This window comes from Acidovorax sp. KPB24-03 (assembly GCF_057546605.1).
The window spans coordinates 1-24,252 of the sequence record NZ_BAAJYR010000036.1 but is presented as its reverse complement, the minus strand read 5'-3'; the positions used below and the strand labels follow the sequence as shown (position 1 = coordinate 24,252).

General features: G+C 64.9%; 23 protein-coding genes, 1 tRNA gene and 1 pseudogene. 1 reads left to right on the top strand and 24 read right to left on the bottom strand.

Annotated elements, in window-relative coordinates:
- The 6 genes and pseudogenes from AC27KI_RS07360 to AC27KI_RS07335 form a co-directional block, all read right to left on the bottom strand.
- A partial coding sequence (locus tag AC27KI_RS07360) for a branched-chain amino acid ABC transporter permease (RefSeq protein WP_487113223.1) occupies positions 1–924 on the bottom strand: 924 nt, incomplete at its 3' end.
- 15 nt (positions 925–939) lie between these two features.
- Positions 940–1,824, bottom strand: a complete 885-nt coding sequence (locus tag AC27KI_RS07355) for a branched-chain amino acid ABC transporter permease (protein ID WP_272568004.1) — start codon at positions 1,822–1,824, stop codon at positions 940–942.
- A gap of 69 nt (positions 1,825–1,893) precedes the next feature.
- A pseudogene (locus AC27KI_RS07350) lies at positions 1,894–3,092 on the bottom strand (ABC transporter substrate-binding protein).
- Positions 3,093–3,143: 51 nt separating this feature from the next.
- The gene (locus AC27KI_RS07345; protein ID WP_272568000.1) at positions 3,144–4,343 is read right to left on the bottom strand and encodes an ABC transporter substrate-binding protein; all 1,200 of its coding nucleotides are present in this window, start codon (positions 4,341–4,343) and stop codon (positions 3,144–3,146) included.
- A gap of 84 nt (positions 4,344–4,427) precedes the next feature.
- The gene (locus AC27KI_RS07340) at positions 4,428–5,138 is read right to left on the bottom strand and encodes an ABC transporter ATP-binding protein (RefSeq protein WP_284395527.1); all 711 of its coding nucleotides are present in this window, start codon (positions 5,136–5,138) and stop codon (positions 4,428–4,430) included.
- On the bottom strand, positions 5,135–5,908 hold the full coding sequence (locus AC27KI_RS07335) for an ABC transporter ATP-binding protein (RefSeq protein WP_272551665.1): 774 nt from the start codon (positions 5,906–5,908) through the stop codon (positions 5,135–5,137). Before AC27KI_RS07335 ends, AC27KI_RS07340 begins: the two co-directional genes overlap by 4 nt.
- Positions 5,909–6,264: 356 nt before the next feature.
- Between AC27KI_RS07335 and AC27KI_RS07330 the strand changes: the two genes are divergently transcribed.
- The gene (locus AC27KI_RS07330) at positions 6,265–8,058 is read left to right on the top strand and encodes an ABC transporter transmembrane domain-containing protein (RefSeq protein ID WP_487113221.1); all 1,794 of its coding nucleotides are present in this window, start codon (positions 6,265–6,267) and stop codon (positions 8,056–8,058) included.
- A 57-nt stretch (positions 8,059–8,115) separates the two neighbouring features.
- Here the strand turns inward: AC27KI_RS07330 and AC27KI_RS07325 are convergent, their stop codons facing one another.
- From AC27KI_RS07325 to secG, 18 genes are all read right to left on the bottom strand, one after another.
- The gene (locus tag AC27KI_RS07325; RefSeq protein ID WP_487088110.1) at positions 8,116–8,601 is read right to left on the bottom strand and encodes a DUF1178 family protein; all 486 of its coding nucleotides are present in this window, start codon (positions 8,599–8,601) and stop codon (positions 8,116–8,118) included.
- A 54-nt stretch (positions 8,602–8,655) separates the two neighbouring features.
- Positions 8,656–8,964: a DUF2818 family protein gene (locus AC27KI_RS07320; RefSeq protein ID WP_272567997.1), complete on the bottom strand. Its 309-nt coding sequence runs from the start codon at positions 8,962–8,964 to the stop codon at positions 8,656–8,658.
- A gap of 40 nt (positions 8,965–9,004) precedes the next feature.
- Positions 9,005–10,498, bottom strand: a complete 1,494-nt coding sequence (gene nuoN / locus AC27KI_RS07315; protein WP_272551660.1) for an NADH-quinone oxidoreductase subunit NuoN — start codon at positions 10,496–10,498, stop codon at positions 9,005–9,007.
- Between the two features lie 24 nt (positions 10,499–10,522).
- A complete protein-coding gene (locus tag AC27KI_RS07310) occupies positions 10,523–11,998 on the bottom strand; it encodes an NADH-quinone oxidoreductase subunit M (RefSeq protein WP_284395542.1) in 1,476 nt (491 codons plus the stop codon).
- Between the two features lie 13 nt (positions 11,999–12,011).
- Entirely contained in the window at positions 12,012–14,045 is a 2,034-nt protein-coding gene (gene nuoL / locus AC27KI_RS07305; protein WP_284411385.1) for an NADH-quinone oxidoreductase subunit L, read from the bottom strand.
- A gap of 29 nt (positions 14,046–14,074) precedes the next feature.
- A complete protein-coding gene (gene nuoK, locus AC27KI_RS07300) occupies positions 14,075–14,383 on the bottom strand; it encodes an NADH-quinone oxidoreductase subunit NuoK (protein WP_005793248.1) in 309 nt (102 codons plus the stop codon).
- Entirely contained in the window at positions 14,380–15,048 is a 669-nt protein-coding gene (locus AC27KI_RS07295; protein ID WP_317359394.1) for an NADH-quinone oxidoreductase subunit J, read from the bottom strand. The genes nuoK and AC27KI_RS07295 overlap by 4 nt, the downstream gene beginning before the upstream one ends.
- Positions 15,049–15,082: 34 nt before the next feature.
- Positions 15,083–15,595 (bottom strand): NADH-quinone oxidoreductase subunit NuoI, encoded by a 513-nt coding sequence (nuoI, locus tag AC27KI_RS07290; protein WP_092744422.1) that lies wholly within the window; start codon positions 15,593–15,595, stop codon positions 15,083–15,085.
- 12 nt (positions 15,596–15,607) lie between these two features.
- Positions 15,608–16,684: an NADH-quinone oxidoreductase subunit NuoH gene (gene nuoH, locus AC27KI_RS07285; RefSeq protein WP_272567990.1), complete on the bottom strand. Its 1,077-nt coding sequence runs from the start codon at positions 16,682–16,684 to the stop codon at positions 15,608–15,610.
- Positions 16,681–18,819: an NADH-quinone oxidoreductase subunit NuoG gene (gene nuoG / locus AC27KI_RS07280; protein ID WP_487113219.1), complete on the bottom strand. Its 2,139-nt coding sequence runs from the start codon at positions 18,817–18,819 to the stop codon at positions 16,681–16,683. The genes nuoH and nuoG overlap by 4 nt, the downstream gene beginning before the upstream one ends.
- Before the next feature lie 15 nt (positions 18,820–18,834).
- On the bottom strand, positions 18,835–20,190 hold the full coding sequence (gene nuoF, locus AC27KI_RS07275) for an NADH-quinone oxidoreductase subunit NuoF (protein ID WP_487113217.1): 1,356 nt from the start codon (positions 20,188–20,190) through the stop codon (positions 18,835–18,837).
- Positions 20,187–20,744: an NADH-quinone oxidoreductase subunit NuoE gene (gene nuoE, locus AC27KI_RS07270; RefSeq protein WP_317359387.1), complete on the bottom strand. Its 558-nt coding sequence runs from the start codon at positions 20,742–20,744 to the stop codon at positions 20,187–20,189. Before nuoE ends, nuoF begins: the two co-directional genes overlap by 4 nt.
- Positions 20,741–21,994 carry an NADH-quinone oxidoreductase subunit D gene (locus AC27KI_RS07265; protein WP_317359385.1) on the bottom strand — a complete coding sequence of 418 codons (1,254 nt, stop codon included), beginning with the start codon at positions 21,992–21,994 and terminating at the stop codon, positions 20,741–20,743. Before AC27KI_RS07265 ends, nuoE begins: the two co-directional genes overlap by 4 nt.
- Before the next feature lie 27 nt (positions 21,995–22,021).
- Positions 22,022–22,630 carry an NADH-quinone oxidoreductase subunit C gene (locus AC27KI_RS07260; RefSeq protein WP_487088098.1) on the bottom strand — a complete coding sequence of 203 codons (609 nt, stop codon included), beginning with the start codon at positions 22,628–22,630 and terminating at the stop codon, positions 22,022–22,024.
- Positions 22,631–22,640: 10 nt separating this feature from the next.
- Positions 22,641–23,120: a NuoB/complex I 20 kDa subunit family protein gene (locus AC27KI_RS07255; protein ID WP_007849129.1), complete on the bottom strand. Its 480-nt coding sequence runs from the start codon at positions 23,118–23,120 to the stop codon at positions 22,641–22,643.
- A gap of 24 nt (positions 23,121–23,144) precedes the next feature.
- Positions 23,145–23,504 (bottom strand): NADH-quinone oxidoreductase subunit A, encoded by a 360-nt coding sequence (locus tag AC27KI_RS07250; protein ID WP_092744429.1) that lies wholly within the window; start codon positions 23,502–23,504, stop codon positions 23,145–23,147.
- A 72-nt stretch (positions 23,505–23,576) separates the two neighbouring features.
- Positions 23,577–23,661 (bottom strand) — tRNA-Leu (locus AC27KI_RS07245).
- 121 nt (positions 23,662–23,782) lie between these two features.
- A complete protein-coding gene (gene secG, locus AC27KI_RS07240) occupies positions 23,783–24,157 on the bottom strand; it encodes a preprotein translocase subunit SecG (RefSeq protein WP_284395671.1) in 375 nt (124 codons plus the stop codon).
- Between the last annotated feature and the right edge of the window lie 95 nt (positions 24,158–24,252).

Genomic DNA, 24,252 nt, shown 5'->3' with positions numbered 1-24,252 from the left:
CAGCACGCACACCACGAAGATGAGGCCGGTGACCATGGTGACCGACTCGCCCAGGGTGTTGAACCAGTCCACGCCCGTGATCGAGGCGACCAGGTGCCCAAACTCGCCGATCTTGTTTTCCAGCAGCACGACCACGGCCGACCCGACCAGCGGGCCCGACAGCGTGCCCAGGCCGCCCACCAGCGTCATCAGGATGACCTGGCCCGAGGCCGTCCAATGCACGTCGGACAGCGTGGCGAAGCCCAGCACCAGGGTCTTGAGCGAGCCCGCCAGCCCGGCGAGCGCGGCCGAGATCACGAAGGCCAGCAGCTTGAAGCGGTGCGTGTCGTAGCCCAGCGAAATGGCACGCGGCTCATTTTCCTTGATGCTCTTGAGCACCTGGCCGAACGGCGAGTGGATGGTGCGCACAATCAGCAGGAAGGCCAGCACCACCACCACCAGTGCCACGTAGTACATGGTGAGGTCGCTGGACAGGTCGATGAGCCCGAAGAGCTTGCCGCGCGGCACGCCCTGCAGGCCGTCCTCCCCGCCCGTGAACGGCGCCTGCAGGCAGGCGAAGAACAGCATCTGCGCCAGCGCCAGCGTGATCATCGAGAAATAGATGCCCTGGCGCCGGATGGCCAGCCAGCCGAACAGCAGCCCCAGCAGCGCGCCGCCGGCGGTGCCGGCCAGCAGGCCCAGTTCGGGCGTGAGGCCCCAGACCTTGATGGCGTGGCCGGCCACGTAGGCCGCGCCGCCCAAAAAGGCCGCATGGCCGAACGACAGCAGCCCGGTATAGCCCAGCAGCAAATTGAACGCCGAGGCGAACAGCGCGAAGCACATGAGCTTCATCACGAAGACCGGGTAGGCGCCCAGGAAGGGCGCCGCCAGCAGGGCGGCAAGCAGCAGGCCGTAGCCGATGGGGGCGAGTTTTTGGGAGTTCATGCGTGCGGCCCCTGCTTATCTCTCTTTGCCGAACAGGCCGGCGGGGCGGATGAGGAGAACGATCACCATGATGACGAACACCACGGTGGAAGAAGCCTCGGGATAGAACACCTTGGTGAACCCTTCGATCACGCCCAGGCCCAGCCCGGTGAGGATGGAGCCCATGATCGAACCCATGCCGCCGATCACCACCACGGCGAACACCACGATGATGAGGTTCTGCCCCATGAGCGGCGTGACCTGGTACACCGGCGCGGCCAGCACGCCGGCGAAGGCGGCGAGCGCCGCGCCGAACGCGTAGGTGAGCGTGATCATCACCGGCACGTTCACGCCAAAGGCCTCCACCAGGCGCGGGTTCTCGGTGCCGGCGCGCAGGTAGGCGCCGAGCTTGGTCTTTTCGATCACGTACCAGGTGCCAACGCACACCACGAGCGAGGCCACCACCACCCAGGCGCGGTAGTTGGGCAGGATCATGAAGCCGAGGTTGGTCGCGCCTTCCAGCAGCTCCGGCGTGTCGTAACCCAGCCCCGAGACGCCGTAGATGGAGCGGAACACCCCCTCGATCAGCAGCGTGAGCCCGAGGGTCAGCAGCAGGCCGTAGAGGTGGTCGAGCTTGTAGATCCAGCGCAGCAGCAGCCGCTCGATCAGCACCCCCAGGATGCCCACCACCACCGGCGCCGCCAGCAGCATCACCCAGTAGTTGATGCCCAGGTAGGTCATGCCCATCCAGGTGAGCATCGCGCCCAGCATGAACAGCGCGCCGTGCGCGAAGTTGATCACGTTGAGCAGGCCGAAGATCACCGCCAGCCCCAGGCTGAGGATGGCGTAGAACGACCCGTTGACCAGCCCCAGCAGAAGCTGGCTCAACAGGCCCGGCAGTGAGACACCGAAGATTTGCATGGGAGGGCGCGAGTGGCGGTGAAGCGGTGAAAAAAGAGGGTCAGCGGAACGGGCGGCGCGTCATGGGTGTCATTTCCAGGCCGCGCACTTGCTCTCGGCCTGGGTGGCGAACACTTCCTCGCCGGGCAGCTTCTTGACGAGCTTGTAGTAATCCCATGCACCCTTGGATTCGGCCGGTGACTTCACCTGCATCAGGTACATGTCGTGCACGTAGCGGCCATCGGGGCGCAGCGTGCCGGAGCCGAAGAAGTCGTTCATCTTCATGCCGCGCCAGGCCTGCATCACCTTGTCGGCATCGGTGCTCTTGGCGGCTTCGACGGCCTTCAGGTAGTTCATGGTGGCCGAGTAGTCCGCCGCCTGGATCTCGGTCGGACGGCGCTTGGTCTTTTCCATGAACTTGTCGGCGAACTTGCGCGTGTCGTCGTTCAGGTCCCAATACCAGCTCGTCGTGAACTGCAGGCCCTCGGTGGTCTTGAGGCCCAGGCTGTGGATGTCGCTGAAGAAGATCAGCAAGCCTGCGAGCTTCATGCTCTTGCCGATGCCGAACTCCTTGGCGGCCTTGATGGAGTTGATGGTGTCGCCACCCGCGTTGGCCAGGCCCAGCACCTGGGCCTTGGAGTTCTGCGCCTGCAGCAGGAAGGACGAGAAGTCCGAGGCGTTGAGCGGGTGCTTGACGCTGCCCACCACCGTGCCGCCCTTGGCCTTGACCACCGTGCTCGCATCGGCCTCCAGTGCATGGCCGAACGCATAGTCCGCCGTGAGGAAGAACCAGCTCTTGCCCCCGCCATCGACGATGGTGCGCCCGTGCCCTTGGCCAGCGCCACGGTGTCGTAGGCGTAGTGCACGGTGTAGGGGCTGCACTGCTCGTTGGTGAGTGCCGAGGTGGCCGCGCCGTTGTTGATGAACACGCGCTTTTTCTCCTGCGCCACCTTGGCCATGGCCAGGGCCGTGCCGGAATTGGTGCCGCCGAACACCAGGGTCAGGCCCTGCGTGTCGATCCATTCGCGCGCCTTCGATGCGGCGATGTCGGCCTTGTTCTGGTGGTCCGCGCTCATCAGTTCGATGGGCTGGCCCAGTACCTTGCCGCCGAAGTCGTCGATGGCCATCTGGATCGCCACCGCGCCGTTCTTGCCTTCCACGTCGGCGTACAGGCTGGACATGTCGGTGATGAAGCCGATCTTGACCTTGTCCTGGGCCTGCACGGCCGATGCAGCCAGGCCCAGGGCGCCCAGCACCAGGGCCAGTCGGGTGAGTTGTCTGTTTTTCATGGCTTTGTCTCCTGATCTCGGATGTGTTTTTTTTCGATCGTGCGCGTCAGCTCATTTCCACAGCGCGCATTTGCTCTCGGCCTTGGTGGTCCACACCTGATCCGCGGGCAGCTTGCTCACGACCTTGTAGTAGTCCCAGGGCTCCTTGGATTCGGCCGGGGCCTTCACCTGCACCAGGTACATGTCGTGCGCGAAGCGGCCGTCCGGGCGGATCACGCCCTTGCCGTAGAAGTCGTCGATGGGCGTGGACTTGAGCTTCTCCATCACCTTGTCGGCATCGAGCGTCTTAGCGGCCTCCACGGCCTTCAGGTAGTTCATGGTGGCCGAGTAGTCGGCCGCCTGGATGTCGGTCGGCATGCGCTTGGTCTTGGCGAAGAACTTGCGGCCGAAGGCGCGGGTCTTGTCGTCCAGGTTCCAGTCCCAGCTGGTGGTGAGCAGCAGGCCTTCGGTGTTCTTCAGGCCCAGGCTGTGGATGTCAGTCACGAAGACCAGCAGGCCCGCCATCTTCATGGTCTTGTTGATGCCGAACTCGCGCGCGGCCTTGATGGCGTTGATGGTGTCGCCGCCGGCATTTGCCAGGCCCAGGATCTGCGCCTTGGAGTTCTGCGCCTGCAGCAGGAAGGACGAGAAGTCCGACGCGTTGATCGGGTGCTTCACGCTGCCCACCACCTTGCCGCCCTTTTCCTTGACCACCTTGGCCGTATCGGCCTCCAGCGCGGCGCCGAACGCATAGTCCGCCGTGAGGAAGAACCAGTCCTTGCCGCCCTGCCCCACGATCGCGCCGCCCGTGCCCTTGGCCAGCGCCACGGTGTCGTAGGCATAGTGCACGGTGTAGGGGCTGCACTGCTCATTGGTGAGCGCCGAGGAGCCCGCGCCGTTGACGATGAACACGCGCTTCTTCTCCTGCGCCACCTTCGCCATCGCCAGGCCCGTGCCCGAATTGGTGCCGCCGAACAGCATCGTCAGGCCCTGCGTGTCGATCCACTCGCGCGCCTTCGATGCGGCGATGTCGGCCTTGTTCTGGTGGTCCGCGCTCAGCAGCTCGATGGGCTGGCCCAGCACCTTGCCGCCGAAGTCGTCGATGGCCATCTGGATCGCCACCGCGCCGTTCTTGCCTTCCACGTCGGCGTACAGGCTGGACATGTCGGTGATGAAGCCGATCTTCACCTTGTCCTGCGCCTGCGCGGAGAACGTCGCGAGGCCCGCGGCCCCCAGCAGCACGGCGAGCGCCTTGAGGTTCATCTTTTTCATGTCGTTGTCTCCTTGGGTCTTCGATGGAAAGGGGGATCGGGGTGCTCTGGGCGAAGGCGGTGGTCGAAGCAGTCCCGCGCCGGGTCAGACGCCCAGCAGCTCGTTGAGCACGGGCATCTTGGCTTGCAGCTCGGCGGCGCCGAACTGCTCCACGATGCGGCCGTGCTCCATCACGTAGAAGCGGTCGGCCAGCGGCGCGGCGAAGTGGAAGTTCTGCTCCACCATCACCACGGTGTAGCCCTTCTGGCGCAGCGTGGTGATCATGCGGGCCAGGGCCTGCACGATCACCGGCGCCAGGCCTTCGGAGATTTCGTCGAGCAGCAGCAGCTTGGCCCCGGTGCGCAGGATGCGCGCCACCGCCAGCATCTGCTGCTCGCCGCCCGACAGGCGCGTGCCCTGGCTGTGGCGGCGCTCGGCCAGGTTGGGGAACATGGCGTAGATCTCATCGACCGACATGCCCTGCGTGCCGGTCTTGAGCACCGGGGGCAGCAGCAGGTTCTCTTCGCACGACAGGCTGGAAAAGATGCCGCGCTCTTCCGGGCAATAGCCCACGCCCAGGTGGGCGATGCGGTGCGTGGGCATCTGGATCGTCTCCTGCCCGTGGATGCGCACGGAGCCTTTGCGGGCGCCCGTCAGCCCCATCACGGCGCGCATGGTGGACGTGCGGCCGGCGCCGTTGCGGCCCAGCAGGGTCACCACCTCGCCGGGCTGCACCGTGATGTCCACGCCGTGCAGCACGTGCGACTCGCCGTACCAGGCCTGCAGGCCACTGATTTCGAGGGCCGGCGCGCTCATGCGTGGGCCCCCTGCAGCTGGCCGTCCGTGGTGCCCATGTAGGCCTCCATCACCTGCGGGTTGCGCGAGACCTCTTCGTACGGCCCCTCGGCCAGCACGGCGCCGCGCTGCAGCACGGTGATGCGGTCGGCGATCGTGGAGATCACCTTCATGTTGTGCTCCACCATGAGGATGGTGCGGCCGGCCGAAACCTTCTTGATGAGCTGCGTGACGCGGTCCACGTCCTCGTGGCCCATGCCCTGCGTGGGCTCGTCCAGCAGCATCAGCTCGGGCTCCATGGCCAGCGTGGTGGCGATCTCCAGCGCGCGCTTGCGGCCGTAGGGCAGGTTCACGGTGGTCTCGTCGGCCAGGTCCTGCAGGCCCACTTCGGCCAGCAGCTCCATCGCGCGGCCGTCGAGCTGCTGCAGGCTGCGTTCGCTGCGCCAGAAGTGGAACGCCGTGCCCAGCTTGCGCTGCAGGCCGATGCGCACGTTCTCCAGCAGCGTGAGGTGCGGGAACACGGCGGAGATCTGGAACGAGCGGATCACGCCGCGCCGCGCGATCAGCGCGGGCCGCTCGCGGGTGATGTCCTCGCCGTTGAAGCGGATCACGCCGGAGGTGGGCTCCAGGAACTTGGTCAGCAGGTTGAAGCAGGTGGTCTTGCCAGCGCCGTTGGGGCCGATCAGCGCATGGATGGAGCCCCGGCGGACCGCGAGATTGACATCGCTGACCGCGGTGAAGCCTCTGAACTCTTTGGTCAGGCTGTGGGTTTCGAGAATGACGTCGCTCATTGCGCCTTGGCCGCTCCGTGGTGGTGCTGGGCGGGGCGCTTCGCCCGGGGGAGCGAGGCACCCTGGCCTGCGTTAGGTTGCACCGCATCCTAAGGCGCGCCCCCGCTGCGCAGATACTGGGACAAATGCCTATGTATAAACGCCTACCCGGCCGGCCGGCCGGCACCGCCCCCTCTGGGACGCCCGGGCGCGGTCCGGCGCACGCCTTCCGCCCCAGGCATGGCTTGGGATGAAAACCGCTCCATGCCCTAGATTTGATTGCCTTGATAGCTATTAAATTAATAGCAAACCTGTGTCGCGACGGGCTTCACGGCAAGGCGCATGCCGATCCGGGCGCGGGCTCCTACACTGCCCCCATGCCCTCCTCCTCCCCCACCTCCGGCGCCCCGCGCTCGCTCGGCGGCCTGCTGCCGTTTCTCCGGCCCTATGCCGGGCGCATTGCGCTCGCGCTGGTCTTCCTGGTGCTGGCGGCGCTGGCCACGCTGGCGTTTCCCCTGGCGCTGCGCGAACTCATCGACGGCGGGCTGGTGGGCGCCACGCGCGGCGAGCAGGCCATGGCGCTGCGCGAGCATTTCGGGCTGCTGTTCGCCGTGGCCGTGGCGCTGGGGCTGTTCTCCGCCGCGCGTTTCTACACCGTGAGCTGGCTGGGCGAGCGGGTGACGGCCGACCTGCGCAACGCCGTCTATGCGCACGTGCTGGAACAAAGCCCGCAGTTCTACGAAACCACGCAGACCGGCGAAGTGCTGTCGCGCCTGACCGTGGACACCACGCTGGTGCAGACCGTGGTGGGCTCGTCGCTGTCGATGGGCCTGCGCAACGCGGTGATGGGCGTGGGGGCGCTGGGAATGCTGGTGTGGACCAACCCGTACATCATGTCGGTGGTGTTCGCCGCCATCGTGGTCGTGGTGCTGCCCACGCTGTGGATCGGCCGCTGGGTGCGACGCCTCTCCCGGGCCAGCCAGGACCGGGTGGCCGATTCCAGCGCCATCGCGGCCGAGGTGCTCAATGCCGTGCCCGCCGTGCAAAGCTACACGGCCGAATCGCGCGAGGCCCGCCGGTTCGAAGCCTCCACCGAGAACGCCTTCCAGACCGCCGTGCGCCGCAGCCGGGCCCGCGCGGCGCTGGTGGCCTTCATCGTGATCGCCAACGCGGCGTTGCTGCTGTGGGGCCTGTACCGGGGCACGCAGGCGGTGCTGGCGGGCGAGATGTCGGCCGGCCACCTGGGGCAGACGGTCATCTATGTCATGTTCCTCGCGGGGGCCGTGGCCGTGCTGGGCGAGGTGTACGGCGACCTGCTGCGCGCCGCCGGGGCCACTGAACGGCTCATGGAACTGCTCGCCAGCCGATCGCCCATCGCCAGCCCCGTGCAGCCCGCGGCGCTGCCGGACACGGGCGGCGGGCTGCGCGTGGACTTCGACCGGGTGGCTTTCCACTACCCCTCGCGACCGCAGGCACCCGCCCTGCGCGGCTTCGACCTGCACCTGTCGGCCGGCGAAACCGTCGCGCTGGTGGGCGCCAGCGGCGCGGGCAAGACCACGGTGTTCCAGCTGCTGCAGCGCTTCTACGACGTGGATGCCGCAGGCGGCGGCATCGCGCTGAACGGCGTGGACATCCGCCGCCTGGCGCTCGGCGACCTGCGTGCCCACGTGGGCATCGTGCCGCAGGACGCGGTGATCTTCTCCGCCTCGGCCCTGGACAACATCCGCTACGGCCGCCCCGGCGCCACCGAGCAGGAAGTGCAGGAGGCCGCGCGCGCCGCCTTCGCGCACGAGTTCATCGCGGCCTTGCCCGAAGGCTACGGCACCTTCCTGGGCGAGCGTGGCGTGCGCCTGTCCGGCGGGCAGCGCCAGCGCATCGCCATCGCCCGCGCCTTGCTCAAGAACCCGCTGCTGCTGTTGCTGGACGAGGCCACGAGCGCGCTCGATGCGGAAAGTGAACGCATGGTGCAGGCCGCGCTGGACGCCGCCATGCAGCGCCACAGCGGCCAGCGGACCACGCTGGTCATCGCGCACCGGCTCGCCACGGTGCAGAACGCCGACCGCATCGTGGTGATGGACCAGGGGCAGATCGTGGAGGAAGGGCGCCATGCGGACCTGGTCCGGCAGGGCGGCGTGTACGCCCGGCTGGCGGCGCTGCAGTTCACGCAGTGAAGGCTGGCGGGCCGAGGCCTGCCATCCGGTCGGCGATGCCGACGCACCGGCAGGCGGCTACTGCAAGGTTTCCTTGGCCGCGTCCGGAAGCACCAGGGGCAGCACGGCGATCCCCTCTTCCAGCAGTTCGGCCGCTTCCTGGGCACTGGCCTGGCCGCGGATACCACGCTCTTCGGTTTCGCCGTGGTGCATGCGGCGCGCTTCCTGCGCGAAGCGCGGCCCCACGTCCTCGGTGTGGGCCACGATGTGCCGGGCCACCCGCAGCCACGCGGCCTGCAGGGCGGAATCGACCGGGAGCATGGAAGGGGATGGGTGGGCCACCGCAGTGCGGCCAGCACCGTCCTCGCGGGCGCGCGCGTCAGCCGGGTTGGGCATTGCGCCCAGGTTCAGGCGCGGGGCACTCAGGCCCTTGCGGATCTCGCTGCTGCCGCACAGGGGGCATTGAACGAGATCGCGCGCCAGCTGGCTCTGGAAATCGGCCTCGGACCCGAACCAGCCCTCGAAGGCATGGTCCTGTGCGCAATGGAGATCGAGCACTTTCATGGCAATGGGAATGGAGCAGGCAACGGAGGCAGCCAGCCGGTGATGCGCAGGGCCTCAGCCCTTGTTGCGCCGCAGCAGGTAGCGATAGATGAACCCGGGAAACGCCAGCGTGATGAACAGCGTGGCGGTGATCGCGTAGAACTCCCACTGCTGGGGCGCGATCTGCCCCACGCGGCGCTCCAGCAGCAGCGCGACGCCACCGACCAGAAAGTACAGCAGGGCCATCTCGCCCAGGCGCATCGCCATGGGCTTGGTGGGCGCCGCCTTCGGGCCCACCAGCAGCCAGCGCTGGCTGAAGAACGGCAGGTTGGCCCCGATGGCCGCCAGCACGATCACCAGCCAGATGGACGCGGTGGCGGACACAGGAGGGGCAACGGCCTTGGAGAGAGAAACCCGGGCGCGCTCAGGTCGCCAGCGCGCGCACGACGGCGTCGGCACACAGCGCCATCAGGCCGCCGGGCAGCAGGCCCAGCACCAGCACCAACGCGCCGTTGAGCGTGAGCACCATGCGCACGTCCAGCGGGGCCGACACGTTCGCGGCGGTGAGCGGTGCATCGAAGTACATCACCTTCACGACGCGCAGGTAGTAGAAGGCGCCGATCAGCGACATCACCACCGCGAAGACGGCCAGGGCGATGTACAGCGTCTGGCCCGAAGCCACCAGGGCCTGCAGCACCGACAGCTTGGCGTAGAAGCCCACCAGCGGCGGCAGACCGGCCAGCGAGAACAGGCACACGGCCATCACGCCGGCATACAGCGGGCTGCGCTGGTTCAGGCCCGCCAGGTCGGAGATCTCTTCGCTCTCGAAGCCTTCGCGGGCCAGCAGCAGGATCACGCCGAAGCTCGCCAGCGTGGTCAGCACGTAGCTCACCACGTAGAACATGGAGGAGCTGTAGGCGTTCTCGACCGCGTTGGCATCCACGTTGCCGTTGACCACGCCCGACAGCAGGCCCAGCAGCACGAAGCCCATCTGCGAGATCGTGGAGTACGCCAGCATGCGCTTGAGGTTGGTCTGGGCGATGGCCGCCAGATTGCCCACCAGCAGCGAGCCGATGGCCAGCACCGCGAGCATCTGCTGCCAGTCGATGGCCAGCGGCAGCAGCCCGTCCACCAGCAGGCGGATGGTGATGGCGAAGGCCGCCAGCTTGGGCGCGCCGCCGATGATCAGCGTCACGGCCGTGGGAGCGCCCTGGTACACATCGGGAATCCACATGTGGAACGGCACCACGCCCAGCTTGAAGGCGAGGCCGGCCACCACGAACACCAGGCCGAACACCAGCACCTGGTGGCGGATCTGGCCGGAGTTGACCGCCTTGAACACCTGGCCGATATCGAGCGAACCGGTCGCGCCGTAGATCATCGACAGGCCGTACAGCAGGAAGCCGCTGGCCATCGCGCCCAGCACGAAATACTTCATCGCGGCCTCGGTGGAGGTCGCATGGTCGCGGCGCAGGGCCACCAGCGCATAGCTGGACAGCGTGAGCAATTCCAGGCCCAGGTAGATCACCAGGAAGTTGTTGCCCGAGATCATGATGAACATGCCCAGCAGCGCGAACATCGACAGCGTGAAGAACTCGCCGCCGCGCAGCATGTCGCGGTCGCCGGCATAGGGGCGGCCATAGACGAGCGTGACCATCATGGCCACGGTGGCGAAGCACTTGAGCCAGTTGCCCATGGCATCGCTCACCACCATGTTGCCGAAGCCGTAGAACGTGTTGCCGGTGTTGGCATACAGGGCCTGCAGCACGGCCACCACGGTCAGGGTGAGCATGGTGAGCACGTAAGTGCCCGTGCGCCGTGGGCTGGTCACGCCCAGGTCCACGAGCGCGATCACGCAGGCCATGACCAGGAGCACGATCTCCGGATACACCGCCAGCCAGCTGATGTTGTCAATCATCTCGAGTCTCTCGTTTCAGTCTGGTCAGTTGAGCTTGGACAGCGCCACGTGCTTGAGCAGCTGCGCCACCGAAGCATCCATCACGTCGGTGAAGGGACGGGGGTACAGCCCCATGTACAGCACGGCAATCGCGAGCACGGCCATCACCAGGAACTCGCGAGCACCGATGTCCTTGAGGTCCCTCACGTGGTCGTTGGCCACGGGGCCGAGGTAGACGCGCTTGTACATCCACAGCGTGTAGGCCGCGCCGAAGATCAGCGCCGTGGCCGCGGCCAGGCCGATCCAGAAGTTGGCCTTAACGGCGCCCAGGATCACCATCCACTCGCCCACGAAACCGGCCGTGCCCGGCAGGCCGCAGTTGGCCATGGCGAACAGCAGGGCGAAGGCCGCAAACTTGGGCATGGTGTTGACCACGCCGCCATAGGCCGCGATCTCACGGGAATGCACCCGGTCGTACAGCACGCCGATCGACAGGAACATCGCGCCCGACACGAAGCCGTGGGCGATCATCTGCACCAGCCCGCCCGACACGCCGAGGTCGTTGAAGATGAAGAAGCCCAGCGTCACGAAGCCCATGTGCGCCACCGACGAATACGCCACGAGCTTCTTCATGTCCTTTTGCACCATCGCCACCAGGCCCACGTAGATCACGGCCACCAGCGACAGCGCGATCATCAGCCAGGCCCATTCGCGCGCGGCGTCAGGGGCGATGGGCATGGAAAAGCGCAGGAAACCATAGGCACCCAGCTTCAGCATGATGGCGGCCAGCACGGCGGAGCCGCCGGTGGGGGCCTCCACGTGCACGTCGGGCAGCCAGGTGTGCACCGGCCACATCGGCACCTTCACCGCGAACGCGGCGAAGAAGGCGAAGAACAGCAGGGTCTGCGCACGGGCCGACAGCGGCAGCTGGTGCCACGTGGCGATGTCGAAGCTGCCACCGGACTGGTTGTACAGGTAGATCAGCGCGATCAGCATCAGCAGCGAGCCGAGCAGCGTGTACAGGAAGAACTTGAACGCCGCGTAGATCTTGTTGGGGCCGCCCCAGATGCCGATGATCAGATACATCGGGATCAGCGTGGCTTCGAAGAACACGTAGAACAGCAGGCCATCGAGCGCGCTGAACACGCCGATCATCAGGCCCGAGAGGATCAGGAACGCGCCCATGTACTGGTTCACGCGCTCGGTGATCGACTCCCACGACGCGATCACCACGATCACCGTGATGAACGCCGTGAGCGGTACGAACCAGAACGAGATGCCGTCCACACCCAGGTGATAGTGGACGTTGAAGCGCTCGATCCACTGCACCTTCTCGACGAACTGCGCTGCGGCGGACGTGGCCTCGAAGCCGCCGTACAGCGGCAGCGTGACGGCCAGACCCACCAGCGACCCGATCAGGGCCAGCCAGCGCACGGCGCGTGCGTGCTCATCGCGGCCAAAGGCCAGCAGCAGGGCGCCAAACGCGATCGGCACCCAGATGGCAAGACTCAACAAACCCATTTTTGTTTTCCCTCTACTTGTTGAGCCACACGAAGTACGTCATGAGCGCGAAGATGCCCAGGATCATGACCAGAGCGTAGTGGTAGATGTAGCCCGTCTGGAACCAGCGCACTACCCCCGCCACGCGGCCCACCAGCTTCCACGAGCCGTTGACCAGCGCGCCGTCGATCACGGCCTGGTCGCCGCCCTTCCACAGGCCGGTACCCAGCGCGCGGGCACCCCGCGCGATGATGTTTTCGTTGATCCAGTCGAGGTAGTACTTGTTCTCGAACAGCACGTAGATCGGATGGAAGATGCGCTTGATCGCGGCCGGCAGGGCCGGATTGACCATGTACATGTAGTAGGACGCCGCCACGCCCGCCAGGGCCAGCCAGAACGGTGCGGTCTGCAGGCCGTGCAGCGCCATGCCCACGGGACCGTGGAAGATTTCCGCCAGTTCCGCCATCGCGGGGTGCTTGGCGGCGTCGACGAAGATCACGTCCTTGAAGAAGTCGCCGAACAGCATGGGCTGGATGAACAGGAAGCCGATGACCACCGAAGGAATGGCCAACAGGATCAGCGGCACGGTGACGACCCAGGGCGACTCGTGCGGCTTGGCATCGTGGCCATGGCCGTGGTGGTCGTCATGGGCGTGGTGGTCGTCGTGGTGCGCATCCGGGTTCTGGTCGTAGCGTTCCTTGCCGTGGAAGACCAGGAAGTACATGCGGAACGAATAGAACGCGGTGACGAACACGCCCGCCAGCACGGCGAAGTGGGCGAAGCCGGCGGCCGGCAGCGTGCTGGCATGCACAGCCTCAATGATGCTGTCCTTGGAATAGAAGCCCGAGAACAGCGGCGTGCCGATCAGTGCCAGCGAACCCAGCAGCGACGTGATCCAGGTGATGGGCATGTACTTGCGCACGGCGCCCATCCAGCGGATGTCCTGGTTGTGGTGCATGCCCATGATGACCGAGCCCGCGCCGAGGAACAGCAGCGCCTTGAAGAACGCGTGCGTCATGAGGTGGAACACCGCCACCGAGTAGGCGGAGGCACCGAGCGCCACCGTCATGTAGCCCAGCTGCGACAGCGTGGAATAGGCCACCACGCGCTTGATGTCGTTCTGGATGATGCCCAGAAAGCCCATGAACAGCGCCGTGATCGCACCGATCACGAGGATGAAGTTGAGCGCGGTGTCCGACAGTTCGAACAGCGGCGACATCCGCGACACCATGAAGATGCCGGCCGTCACCATGGTGGCGGCGTGGATCAGCGCGGAGATGGGCGTCGGGCCTTCCATCGAGTCCGGCAGCCAGACGTGCAGCGGAAACTGCGCGCTCTTGCCCATGGCACCGATGAACAGGCAGATGCAGATGACCGTGATCAGCATCCAGCTGGTCCCCGGGAACGACAGTGCGCCCAGCTCACCCGCCTTGCCGAAGATCTCGCTGTAGTTCAGCGTGTTGGTGTACGCCGCGATCAGGCCGATACCCAGGATGAAACCGAAGTCGCCCACACGGTTCACCAGGAACGCCTTCATGTTGGCGAAGATGGCGGTCGGCTTGTTGAACCAGAAGCCGATCAGCAGGTACGACACCAGGCCCACGGCTTCCCAGCCGAAGAACAGTTGGAGCAGATTGTTGCTCATGACGAGCATCAGCATCGAGAAGGTGAACAGCGAGATGTAGGCGAAGAAACGGTTGTAGCCGTCGTCTTCTTCCATGTAGCCGATCGTGTAGATGTGCACCATCAGCGACACGAAGGTCACCACGCACATCATCATGGCCGTGAGGCTGTCCACGAGGAAGCCGACCTCCATCTTGAGGCCGCCGACCACCATCCAGGTGTAGAGCGTTTCGTTGAAGCGCGCGCCATCCATGGCCACGCTCTTGAGCGTCATGGCGGACAGGACGAAGGCCGCCAGCACGCCGAGAATGGTCAGCGTGTGGCTCAGCCGCCGGCCGATCCGGTTGCCGCCGAAGGCGGTGCCGAAGATACCCGCCAGGGCGGATCCCACCAGCGGTGCCATGGGCACCGCCAGCAGTGTCGAAGCAGAAAGGGTTTGGCTCATTCTTGAAGACCTTGGCTAGTACCGGCGACTCAACCCTTGAGGGTGTTGAGGTCTTCCGCGTTGATGCTGGATTTGTTGCGGAACAGCAGCACCAGGATCGCGAGGCCGATGGCCGACTCTGCCGCGGCGACCGTCAGGATGAAGAACACGAATACCTGGCCGTGCATGTCGCCCAGGTAGTGCGAGAACGCGACGAAGTTCATGTTCACGGCCAACAGCATCAACTCGATCGCCATCAGCAGCACGATCAGGTTCTTGCGGTTCAGGAAGATGCCGATGACGGCGAGTGCGAACAGCATCGCGCCCAGCGACAGGAAATGGCCCAGGGTCAATGTCATGCCTTCTTCTCCTCGGCAGCGGGCGTCGCCGCTGCTTCCTCTGCAGGCTTTTGCGTCGCGGCGACCTTCACCAGCTCCACACGGTCGCTGGCGCGCACACGGATCTGCTGCGATGGGTTGATCGCCTTGCTATCCTTGCGCTGGCGCAGGGTGAGCGCGATGGCCGCGATCATCGCCACCAGCAGTATGACCGCTGCGATCTCGACGGGGTACAGGTACTCGGTGTAGAGCAGCTTGCCCAGCGCCTTGGTGTTCGAGTAAGGCAGCACATGGCCCGCCGCATCGACCACGGCCGCCACCGCCTTGGGCTCGTCCATGCCGCGGAAGCCGCCCATCAGCACGGCCGCCATTTCCAGGGCGATCAGCGCGCCGATGAAAGCCGCCAGCGGAAAGTGCCGCCAGAAGCCCTGCCGGATGGAGTCGATGTGGATGTCCAGCATCATCACCACGAAGAGGAAGAGCACCATCACCGCGCCGAGGTACACCAGCACCAGAGCGATGGCGAGGAACTCCGCCTTCAGCAGCAGCCAGATGGCGGCCGCCTGCGAAAACGCGAGGATGAGATACAGCACCGCATGCACGGGGTTGCGCGCGGTGATGACCCGGAAGGCTGCAAAGAGCAGCACGACCGAGAACAGATAGAAGAAACCAGTCTTGGCGTCCATGAATCGGGTCTTTGTAGGGGTTCTGGAGCCGCGCTCAGCGGTACTTGGCGTCGGCCGCCTTGGCTGCAGCGATCTCGGCCTCGTAGCGGTCCCCCACGGCCAGGAGCATGTCCTTGGTGAAGTACAGGTCGCCGCGCTTTTCGCCGTGGTATTCCAGGATCTGCGTCTCGACGATGGAGTCCACCGGGCAGCTTTCTTCGCAAAAGCCGCAGAAGATGCACTTGGTCAGGTCGATGTCATAGCGCGTGGTGCGGCGCGAACCGTCCGCACGCACATCGGACTCGATGGTGATCGCCAGTGCCGGGCACACGGCTTCGCAGAGCTTGCAGGCGATGCAGCGCTCTTCGCCGTTGTCGTAGCGACGCAGCGCGTGCAGGCCGCGGAACCGGGGCGACAGGGGCGTCTTCTCTTCGGGGAACTGAACGGTCACCTTGCGCCGAAACGCGTAGCGACCCGTCAGGGCCATGCCCTTGACCAGCTCCACCAGCATGAAGCTCTTGAAAAAATCCTTGATCGAAAAGGATGCAGTAGCAGCAACAGCAGTCATCGGTGTCCCCGCTCAATTCCAGATGTTCCATGGCGAGTGCAGCCACGCGCCAACGATAAGCAGCCACACCAGCGTGACCGGAATGAAGATCTTCCAGCCCAGCCGCATGATCTGGTCATAGCGAAAGCGCGGGAAGGTCGCGCGGATCCAGATGAACATGGACACCACGAGGAAGGTCTTGAGGCCCAGCCAGATCCATCCGGGGATGAAGTCCAGCGCCGCCACCGGCGACAGCCAGCCGCCCAGGAACATGAGCACGGCCAGGATGGACACGAGCCACATGCTGGCGTATTCGGCCAGGAAGAAGATGGCGAAGCCCATGCCCGAGTACTCGACCATGTGGCCAGCCACGATCTCGGCCTCGCCTTCGACCACGTCGAAGGGGTGGCGGTTGGTTTCGGCCACGCCCGAGATGAGGTAGACGATGAAGATCGGCAGCAGCGGCAGCCAGTTCCACGACAGGAATCCAAAGCCCTTCGCGGCGGCCATGCCGGCGCCCTGTCCCATCACGACTTCGGTCAGGTTCATGCTGCCCGACACCATGATGACGACGAGGAAACAGAAACCCATCGCGATTTCATAGCTCACCATCTGGGCGGAGGCGCGCAGCGCACCCAGGAAGGCGTACTTGGAGTTGGAAGCCCAGCCGGCGATGATCACGCCGTACACCTCGATGGAGGTGATGGCCATCACCAGCAGCAGACCGGCATTCACGTTGGCCAGGGCCACATCCGGACCGAACGGAATCGCCACCCAGGCCGCCAGCGCGGGCATGATGGCCATGACCGGGCCGAGCACGAACAGGCCCTTGCTGGCCGCCGTTGGCTGGATGATTTCCTTGGTCAACAGCTTGAGGCCGTCGGCCAGCGGCTGCAGCAGCCCGAATGGGCCAACCCGGTTGGGACCATGGCGCACCTGCATGAAGCCGAGCAGCTTGCGCTCCCACAGCGTGAGGTAGGCCACGGCGCCCATCAGGGGGGCCACGATGGCCACGATCTTGATCAGGTTCCAGATCACCGGCCACACCGCCGCCGTCCACCAGGACTGGGCGAACAGGTGCAGGCCGCCGTTGTACAGGGCGTCGATCATGCGGCAACTCCTTCAGCGGCGCGGCGTGCATCGGCCGTCAACTGCAGCGACGGCGCACGGCGAACCAGCCCGTCGAGCTGGTAGATGCTGGCCACGACCGGAGCGGCACCCGCATCGGCGGGCACGGCGATGGCGGCGCGCGTGCTGTTGCTCAGGCGTTCGGCAGGCAGCTGGGCCAGCGGAGCGGACACCGTCGCACCCGTGGCTTTCGCCAGCACGTCCTGAGAGGTCTCGAAGTCGAGGCCCTGCACACCCAGCAGGTTGCCCAGCACCCGCAGCACCTTCCACGCGGGACGGGCATCGCCCAGCGGCTTGACCACGGCATGGAAGCTTTGCAGGCGGCCTTCGGCATTGACGAAGGTGCCCGAGGTTTCGGTGAACGGCGCGATGGGCAGCAGCACATCGCTGAATTCCATGTTGGCCTTGAAAGGGCTCATCGTCACGACCATCTCGGCACCTGACAGCGCAGCCGCTGCCTGTGCACCTGCGGCGGAGTCATGGACGGGTTCGGTGTTCAGCAGCAGCGCCGCCTTGAGACCGCCCGCCAGCATCTGGCCGGCGTTCAGGCCGCCCTTCTGCGGCTGTGCGCCGACGAACTGCGCGCCCACCGTGTTGGCGGCTTCGGTGAGGTAGCCCACCACCGCGCCCGTCTGGGCACCGATCCACTGGGCCAGCGCCAGCAGGCTCGAGGCCTGGGCATGGTGCGCAGCGGCATTGCCCAGCAGGATGGCTCGGCCTTCGCCCGAAGCCAATGCACGGGCCATGCCGGAAGAGGCTTCGGTCACACGGCCGGTGGTCACGGGGGCAGCCACGCCGCGGTCCTGCGCCACGGCGGCGGCCACATCGGCCAGGACCGCAGCCCAGTCCTGGGCTGGCGCCACGATGGACTGCGCCACGGGCATGGCCCAGTCGTAGGCCGCGGCGTTGAGGGCGCTCACGGTACAGCCCTTGCGTGCAGCCTGGCGGATGCGCTGGGCGAACAGCGGGTGGTCCTTGCGCAGGTTCGAGCCCACGACCAGCACCGACTGCAGCGAGGACAGCGAAGCGATGCTCGTGCCCAGCCAATGGATGCCATCGGCCTGGGTGAACTCGGCGTGGCGCAGGCGGTGGTCGATGTTGTCGCTGCCGATGCCGCGCACAAGCGCGCCGGCCAGGAACAGCTCTTCCAGCGTGCTGTGCGGGCTCACCAGCGCACCGATGCTCTGGGCGCCGTGGTCGGTGCGGATGCCCTGCAGGCCATTGGCGACGTATTCCAGCGCAGTCTGCCAGTCGACTTCCTTCCACTGGCCGCCCTGCTTGAGCATCGGGCGCGTCAGGCGCTCGTCTCCGTTGAGGGCTTCGTAGGAGAAGCGGTCACGGTCGGCAATCCAGCACTCGTTGACGTCTTCGTTCTCGAAAGGAACGACGCGCATCACCTTGTGATTCTTCACCTGGACGATGAGATTGGCGCCGGTGGAATCGTGCGGGCTCACCGACTTGCGGCGCGACAGCTCCCAGGTCCGGGCACTGTAGCGGAAAGGCTTGCTGGTCAGCGCGCCCACAGGGCAGATGTCGATCATGTTGCCCGACAGCTCGGAGTCGACCGTATCGCCCAGCACCGTGGTGATCTCGGAATGCTCGCCGCGATGGATCATGCCCAGCTCCATCACGCCGGCCACTTCCTGGCCGAAGCGCACGCAGCGGGTGCAATGGATGCAGCGGGTCATCTCCTCCATGGAGATCAGGGGACCCACGTCCTTGTGGAACACCACACGCTTTTCCTCTTCGTAGCGCGAAGAAGAGCCGCCGTAGCCCACCGCCAGATCCTGCAGCTGGCACTCGCCGCCCTGATCGCAGATCGGGCAGTCCAGCGGGTGATTGATGAGCAGGAACTCCATGACCGACTGCTGGGCCTTGATGGCCTTGTCGCTCTTGGTGCGCACGATCATGCCTTGCGTCACGGGCGTGGCGCAGGCCGGCATCGGCTTGGGCGCCTTCTCCACGTCCACCAGGCACATGCGGCAATTGGCGGCGATGGAAAGCTTCTTGTGATAGCAGAAATGGGGAATGTAAGTACCCGCCTTCTCGGCTGCATGCATCACCATGCAGCCCTCGGCGACTTCTACCTTCTGCCCGTCCAGTTCGATTTCAACCATATGCTTTTCTCGCGATCAGGCAGAGGCAGACGCCTGAGGGGTCTTGTTGCGGATCAGCGCTTCGAATTCCGGGCGGAAGTGCTTGATCATGGCGCGCACCGGCATGGCGGCGGCATCGCCCAGGGCGCAGATGGTGCGGCCCTGGATGTTGTCGGCCACTGAATTGAGCAAGTCCAGATCGCCGTCGCGGCCTTCGCCGTGCTGGATGCGGTCGATCACGCGCCACATCCAGCCGGTGCCTTCGCGGCACGGTGTGCACTGTCCGCACGATTCATGCGAATAGAAATACGACAGGCGCAACAGGCTCTCCACCATGCTGCGCGAATCGTCCATCACGATCACGGCGCCCGAGCCCAGCATGGAGCCGGCCTTGGCGATGGAGTCGTAGTCCATCGTGCATTCCATGATGACGGACGCTGGCAGCACCGGAGCGGACGATCCGCCGGGAATCACGGCCTTGAGCTGGCGGCCCTTGCGCACGCCACCCGCCAGTTCCAGCAGCTTGGCGAACGGAGTGCCCATGGGCACTTCGTAGTTGCCGGGCTTTTCCACGTCGCCGGAAACCGAGAAGATCTTGGTGCCGCCGTTGTTGGGCTTGCCGCAGGCCAGATAGGCCGCACCGCCGTTGCGAATGATCCAGGGCACCGCGGCAAACGTTTCGGTGTTGTTGATCGTGGTGGGCTTGCCGTAGAGGCCGAAGCTCGCAGGGAATGGCGGCTTGAAGCGCGGCTGGCCCTTCTTGCCTTCGAGCGACTCCAGCAATGCCGTTTCCTCGCCGCAGATGTAGGCACCGAATCCATGGGCGGCATGCAGCTGGAAGCTGAAGGCGCTACCCAGGATCCTGTCGCCCAGGTAGCCCGCAGCGCGTGCTTCTTCGAGCGCTTCTTCGAAGCGGTCGTAGGTCTGGAAGATTTCGCCGTGGATGTAGTTGTAACCCACGGAAATGCCCATCGCGTAAGCCGCGATGATCATGCCTTCGATGACGATGTGCGGGTTGAACTGCAGGATGTCGCGGTCCTTGCAGGTGCCCGGCTCGCCTTCGTCGGAATTGCAGACGAGGTACTTCTGGCCAGGGAACGAGCGGGGCATGAAGCTCCACTTGAGGCCGGTGGGAAAGCCCGCACCGCCACGGCCACGCAGGCCCGATTCCTTGACGGTCGCAATGACCTGGTCCTGGGTGAGGCCCACGCCTTCGCCCTGCGCCAGAATCTTGCGCAGGGCGGCATAGCCACCGCGTGCCTCGTAGTCCTTGAGGCTCCAGTTGGTGCCATCCAGGCCCGCATAAATCTGCGGATCGATGTGGCGGTCGTGGAAGCAGGTTTGAACGCCCGTCGCCTGAAATTGCGACAGGATCTGCGCAGCGGTGGTCATGCTTGCCCTTCCGCCCGGGCCGCGGATGCCACGCCTTCGGCTTGGCGCAGGCCATCCACGAGCTGATCGAGCTTGTCGTTGTCCATGAAACTGCACATGGTGCGGTCGTTGACCAGCATCACGGGCGCATCGGCGCAGGCACCGAGGCATTCGCACTGTTGCAGCGTGAACAGGCCATCGGCCGTGGTCTCGCCCATGGCCACGCCCAGTTTCTTTTCCAGGTGATGCAGCGCCTTCTGGCCATCACGCAGCTGGCACGGCAGGTTGGTACAGACGTTGAGCTTGTACTTGCCCGTCGGCTGCTGGTTGTACATGTTGTAGAACGTGGTGACTTCGTGCACGGCGATCTGGGGCATGCCCAGGTAGCTGGCGATCACGGCCTCGTTCTCGGTGCTGACCCAGCCCAGTTCCTGCTGGACGATGGCCAGGCAGGCCATGACGGCCGACTGCTTCTGTTCCGCGGGGTACTTCGCCACTTCGCGCGCAAAGCGCGCCAGCGTCGCGTCGGTAATCTGGGACGCGGCGGGCACCACCGTCTTCGTTTCGGTATTCATCGGTCAATCTCCCCGAACACGATATCCATCGTGCCAATGATGGCCACAGCATCGGCAATCATGTGGCCACGGGCCATTTCGTCCAAAGTGGCCAGGTGGGCAAAGCCGGGCGCGCGGATCTTCAGGCGGTAGGGCTTGTTGGCGCCGTCGCTCACCAGGTAAATGCCGAACTCGCCCTTGGGATGCTCCACGGCCGCATACGCTTCGCCTTCGGGCACGCGGAAACCTTCGGTGAAGAGCTTGAAATGGTGGATCAGCTCCTCCATGTTCGACTTCATGGATTCGCGCGAAGGAGGCGCCACCTTGTGGTTGTCCGTGATCACCGGGCCGGGGTTGGCACGCAGCCAGTCCACGCACTGCTTGATGATGCGGTTGGATTGGCGCATCTCCTGCACACGCACCAGATAGCGGTCGTAGCAGTCGCCTGTCTTACCCACCGGCACGTCGAAGTCCATGCGGTCATAGACGTCGTAGGGCTGCGTCTTGCGCAGATCCCATGCGATGCCCGAGCCGCGGATCATCGGGCCGGTCATGCCCAGATTGAGGGCGCGCTCCGGCGTCACGACGCCGATGCCGACCGTGCGCTGCTTCCAGATGCGGTTGTCGGTGAGCAGCGTTTCGTATTCATCCACGCACTTCGGGAACCGCTGCGTGAAGTCGTCGATGAAGTCCAGCAGGGAGCCGCTGCGGTTCTGGTTCAGCGCCTCGATGGCCTTGGCGTTACGGATCTTGTTGGCCTTGTACTGCGGCATCGAATCCGGCAGGTCGCGGTACACGCCGCCCGGACGGAAGTACGCCGCGTGCATGCGCGCACCGGAGACCGCCTCGTACATGTCGAAAAGGTCTTCGCGCTCGCGGAAGGTATAGATCAGGATGGTGGAGCTGCCGCAGTCGTTGCCATGCGAACCCAGCCACATCAGGTGGTTCAGCAGGCGCGTGATCTCGGAGAACATCACCCGGATGTACTGCGCACGCACGGGCACGTCCAGCCCCAGCAGCTTCTCGATGGCCAGGCAGTAGGCGTGCTCGTTGCACATCATCGAGACGTAGTCCAGGCGGTCCATGTAGGGCAGCGACTGGATGAAGGTCTTGTGCTCGGCCAGCTTTTCGGTGGCGCGGTGCAGCAGGCCGATGTGGGGGTCGGCACGCTGCACAACTTCGCCGTCCAGCTCGAGCACAAGACGCAGCACACCGTGTGCGGCCGGATGCTGCGGCCCGAAGTTCAGGGAATAGTTCTTGATTTCAGCCATGGTGGATCACTTTTCGGCGCGAGCGCCTCAGTGCAGGCCTCCGTACTTTTCTTCGCGGATGATGCGGGGCGTGATCTCGCGCGGCTCGATCGTGACCGGCTCGTAGACAACGCGGCGCTGCTCGGCGTCGTAGCGCATTTCCACGTGCCCGGACAACGGAAAATCTTTGCGGAAGGGGTGCCCGATGAAGCCGTAGTCGGTGAGGATACGGCGCAGGTCGCTGTGCCCGTCGAACACGATGCCGTACAGGTCGAACGCCTCGCGCTCGTACCAGTTGGCAGAGTTCCAGAGGTCCGAGACCGACGGCACGACCGGAAAATCGTCATCCGGGCAGAACACCTTCACCCGCACGCGCTGGTTCATGCTGACCGACAGCAGGTGCGAGACCACGCAGTAGCGCGGCCCCTCCACGCCGACGTCGCCATACGAGGAGTAGTCCACGCCGCACAGGTCGACCAGCTGTTCGAAGCGGCAGCCCGGCGCATCACGCAGCAACTGCATGGCCGCCAGATAGTCCGTCGCGGAAACCACCAGGGTCACCTCATCCAGCGCCACCGAAAGCTGGCGCACTTTGTCGCCAAGCGCAGCGGCAATCGCGTCCCGAAGTGCTTCGGGTCGAATAGCAAAGGCAGTCATCGTCAACCCTTCAGACGCGAGCGATGGTATTGGTGCGGCGGATCTTCTGCTGAAGCTGGATGATCCCGTAGATCAGCGCCTCGGCCGTGGGCGGACAACCCGGCACGTACACATCCACCGGAACGATGCGATCGCAGCCGCGAACCACCGAATAGCTGTAGTGGTAGTAGCCACCGCCATTGGCGCACGAACCCATGGACAGCACCCAGCGCGGCTCGGACATCTGGTCGTACACCTTGCGCAGGGCCGGCGCCATCTTGTTGCACAGCGTACCGGCCACGATCATCAGATCGGACTGGCGCGGACTGGCGCGAAACACCTCGGCACCGAAACGGCCGATGTCGTAACGCGCCGCCGCGGCGTGCATCATCTCCACCGCACAGCAGGCCAGACCAAAGGTCATGGGCCACAGCGAGCCGGTCTTGGCCCAATTCACCACCGAGTCGTAACTGGTGGTGATGAAGCCTTCCTTCATCACGCCTTCAATCATCGTGTCATTCCTTGTGAAGACCGGTCATTCCCAATCCAGGGCACCCTTTTTCCACTCGTAGGCAAAGCCCACGACGAGGATGGCCAGGAAGATGACAACGGCAATGAAACCCGTCAGCCCCACCTCGTGGAGCGAAACCGCCCACGGAAACAGGAAGGCGATTTCCAGATCAAAAAGAATGAAGAGGATGGCAACGAGGTAGTAGCGCACATCGAACTTCATGCGCGCGTCTTCGAAGGCCTCGAAACCGCATTCGTAGGGGGAGTTTTTGGCCGCATCCGGGCGATTGGGGCCGAGGACATAGCCCAGCACCAGCGGGACGACGCCGACACCGATGCCGACCAAGATGAACAAAAGAACGGGGAGGTACTGATCGAGGTTCATCTGGAGGATGTGCTCACCGCTGAAGCTGCACCCAGACGCCCCAAGATGGGCGTGTTGGATGGGCTTTTGTTTTGGTGCCGTCGGCGAGACTCGAACTCGCACAGCTTTCGCCACTACCCCCTCAAGATAGCGTGTCTACCAATTTCACCACGACGGCTGATTTATGCATCTGGATGGCATGAGGAACCCGTTGGGTTTTTGGCTTTCCAGACAATCCGGGATTCTACTCCGGAAAAACCCTGCTCCGAGGAGCAGGATCAAATTTTGCGCTTTTCTTCTTACTTGGTAGGGATCTGCCCAGCGCCGGAGGCAGGCACCACGGGCACCGAAGGCACTTCGGAAGCCGCGCCGGAAGCAGGCTGAGCAGGCGCCACCACCCCAGGCACTTCCAGCACGCTGCCAACACCCGCGGGACGGACATTGCCAAAGTACGCCAGCGCCAGAGTCGCCACGAAGAACACCCCTGCCAGCACTGCGGTGCTGCGCGACAGGAAATTGGCACTGCCGCTGGCGCCGAACAGGCTGCCAGAACTTCCACTGCCGAAGGCAGCCCCCATGTCCGCACCCTTGCCATGCTGGATCAAGATCAAACCGATCATCCCCAGCGCAGCCAGGATCTGCACCGCCAAAATCACATTCACAAGCGCATTCATTCTCTATTCACTCCTAATTTGATAGCTGTATGCCGGCGTCTTTATTGCGCTGAGGCGATGATTTGCAAAAAGTCCTGGGCCTTGAGCGACGCCCC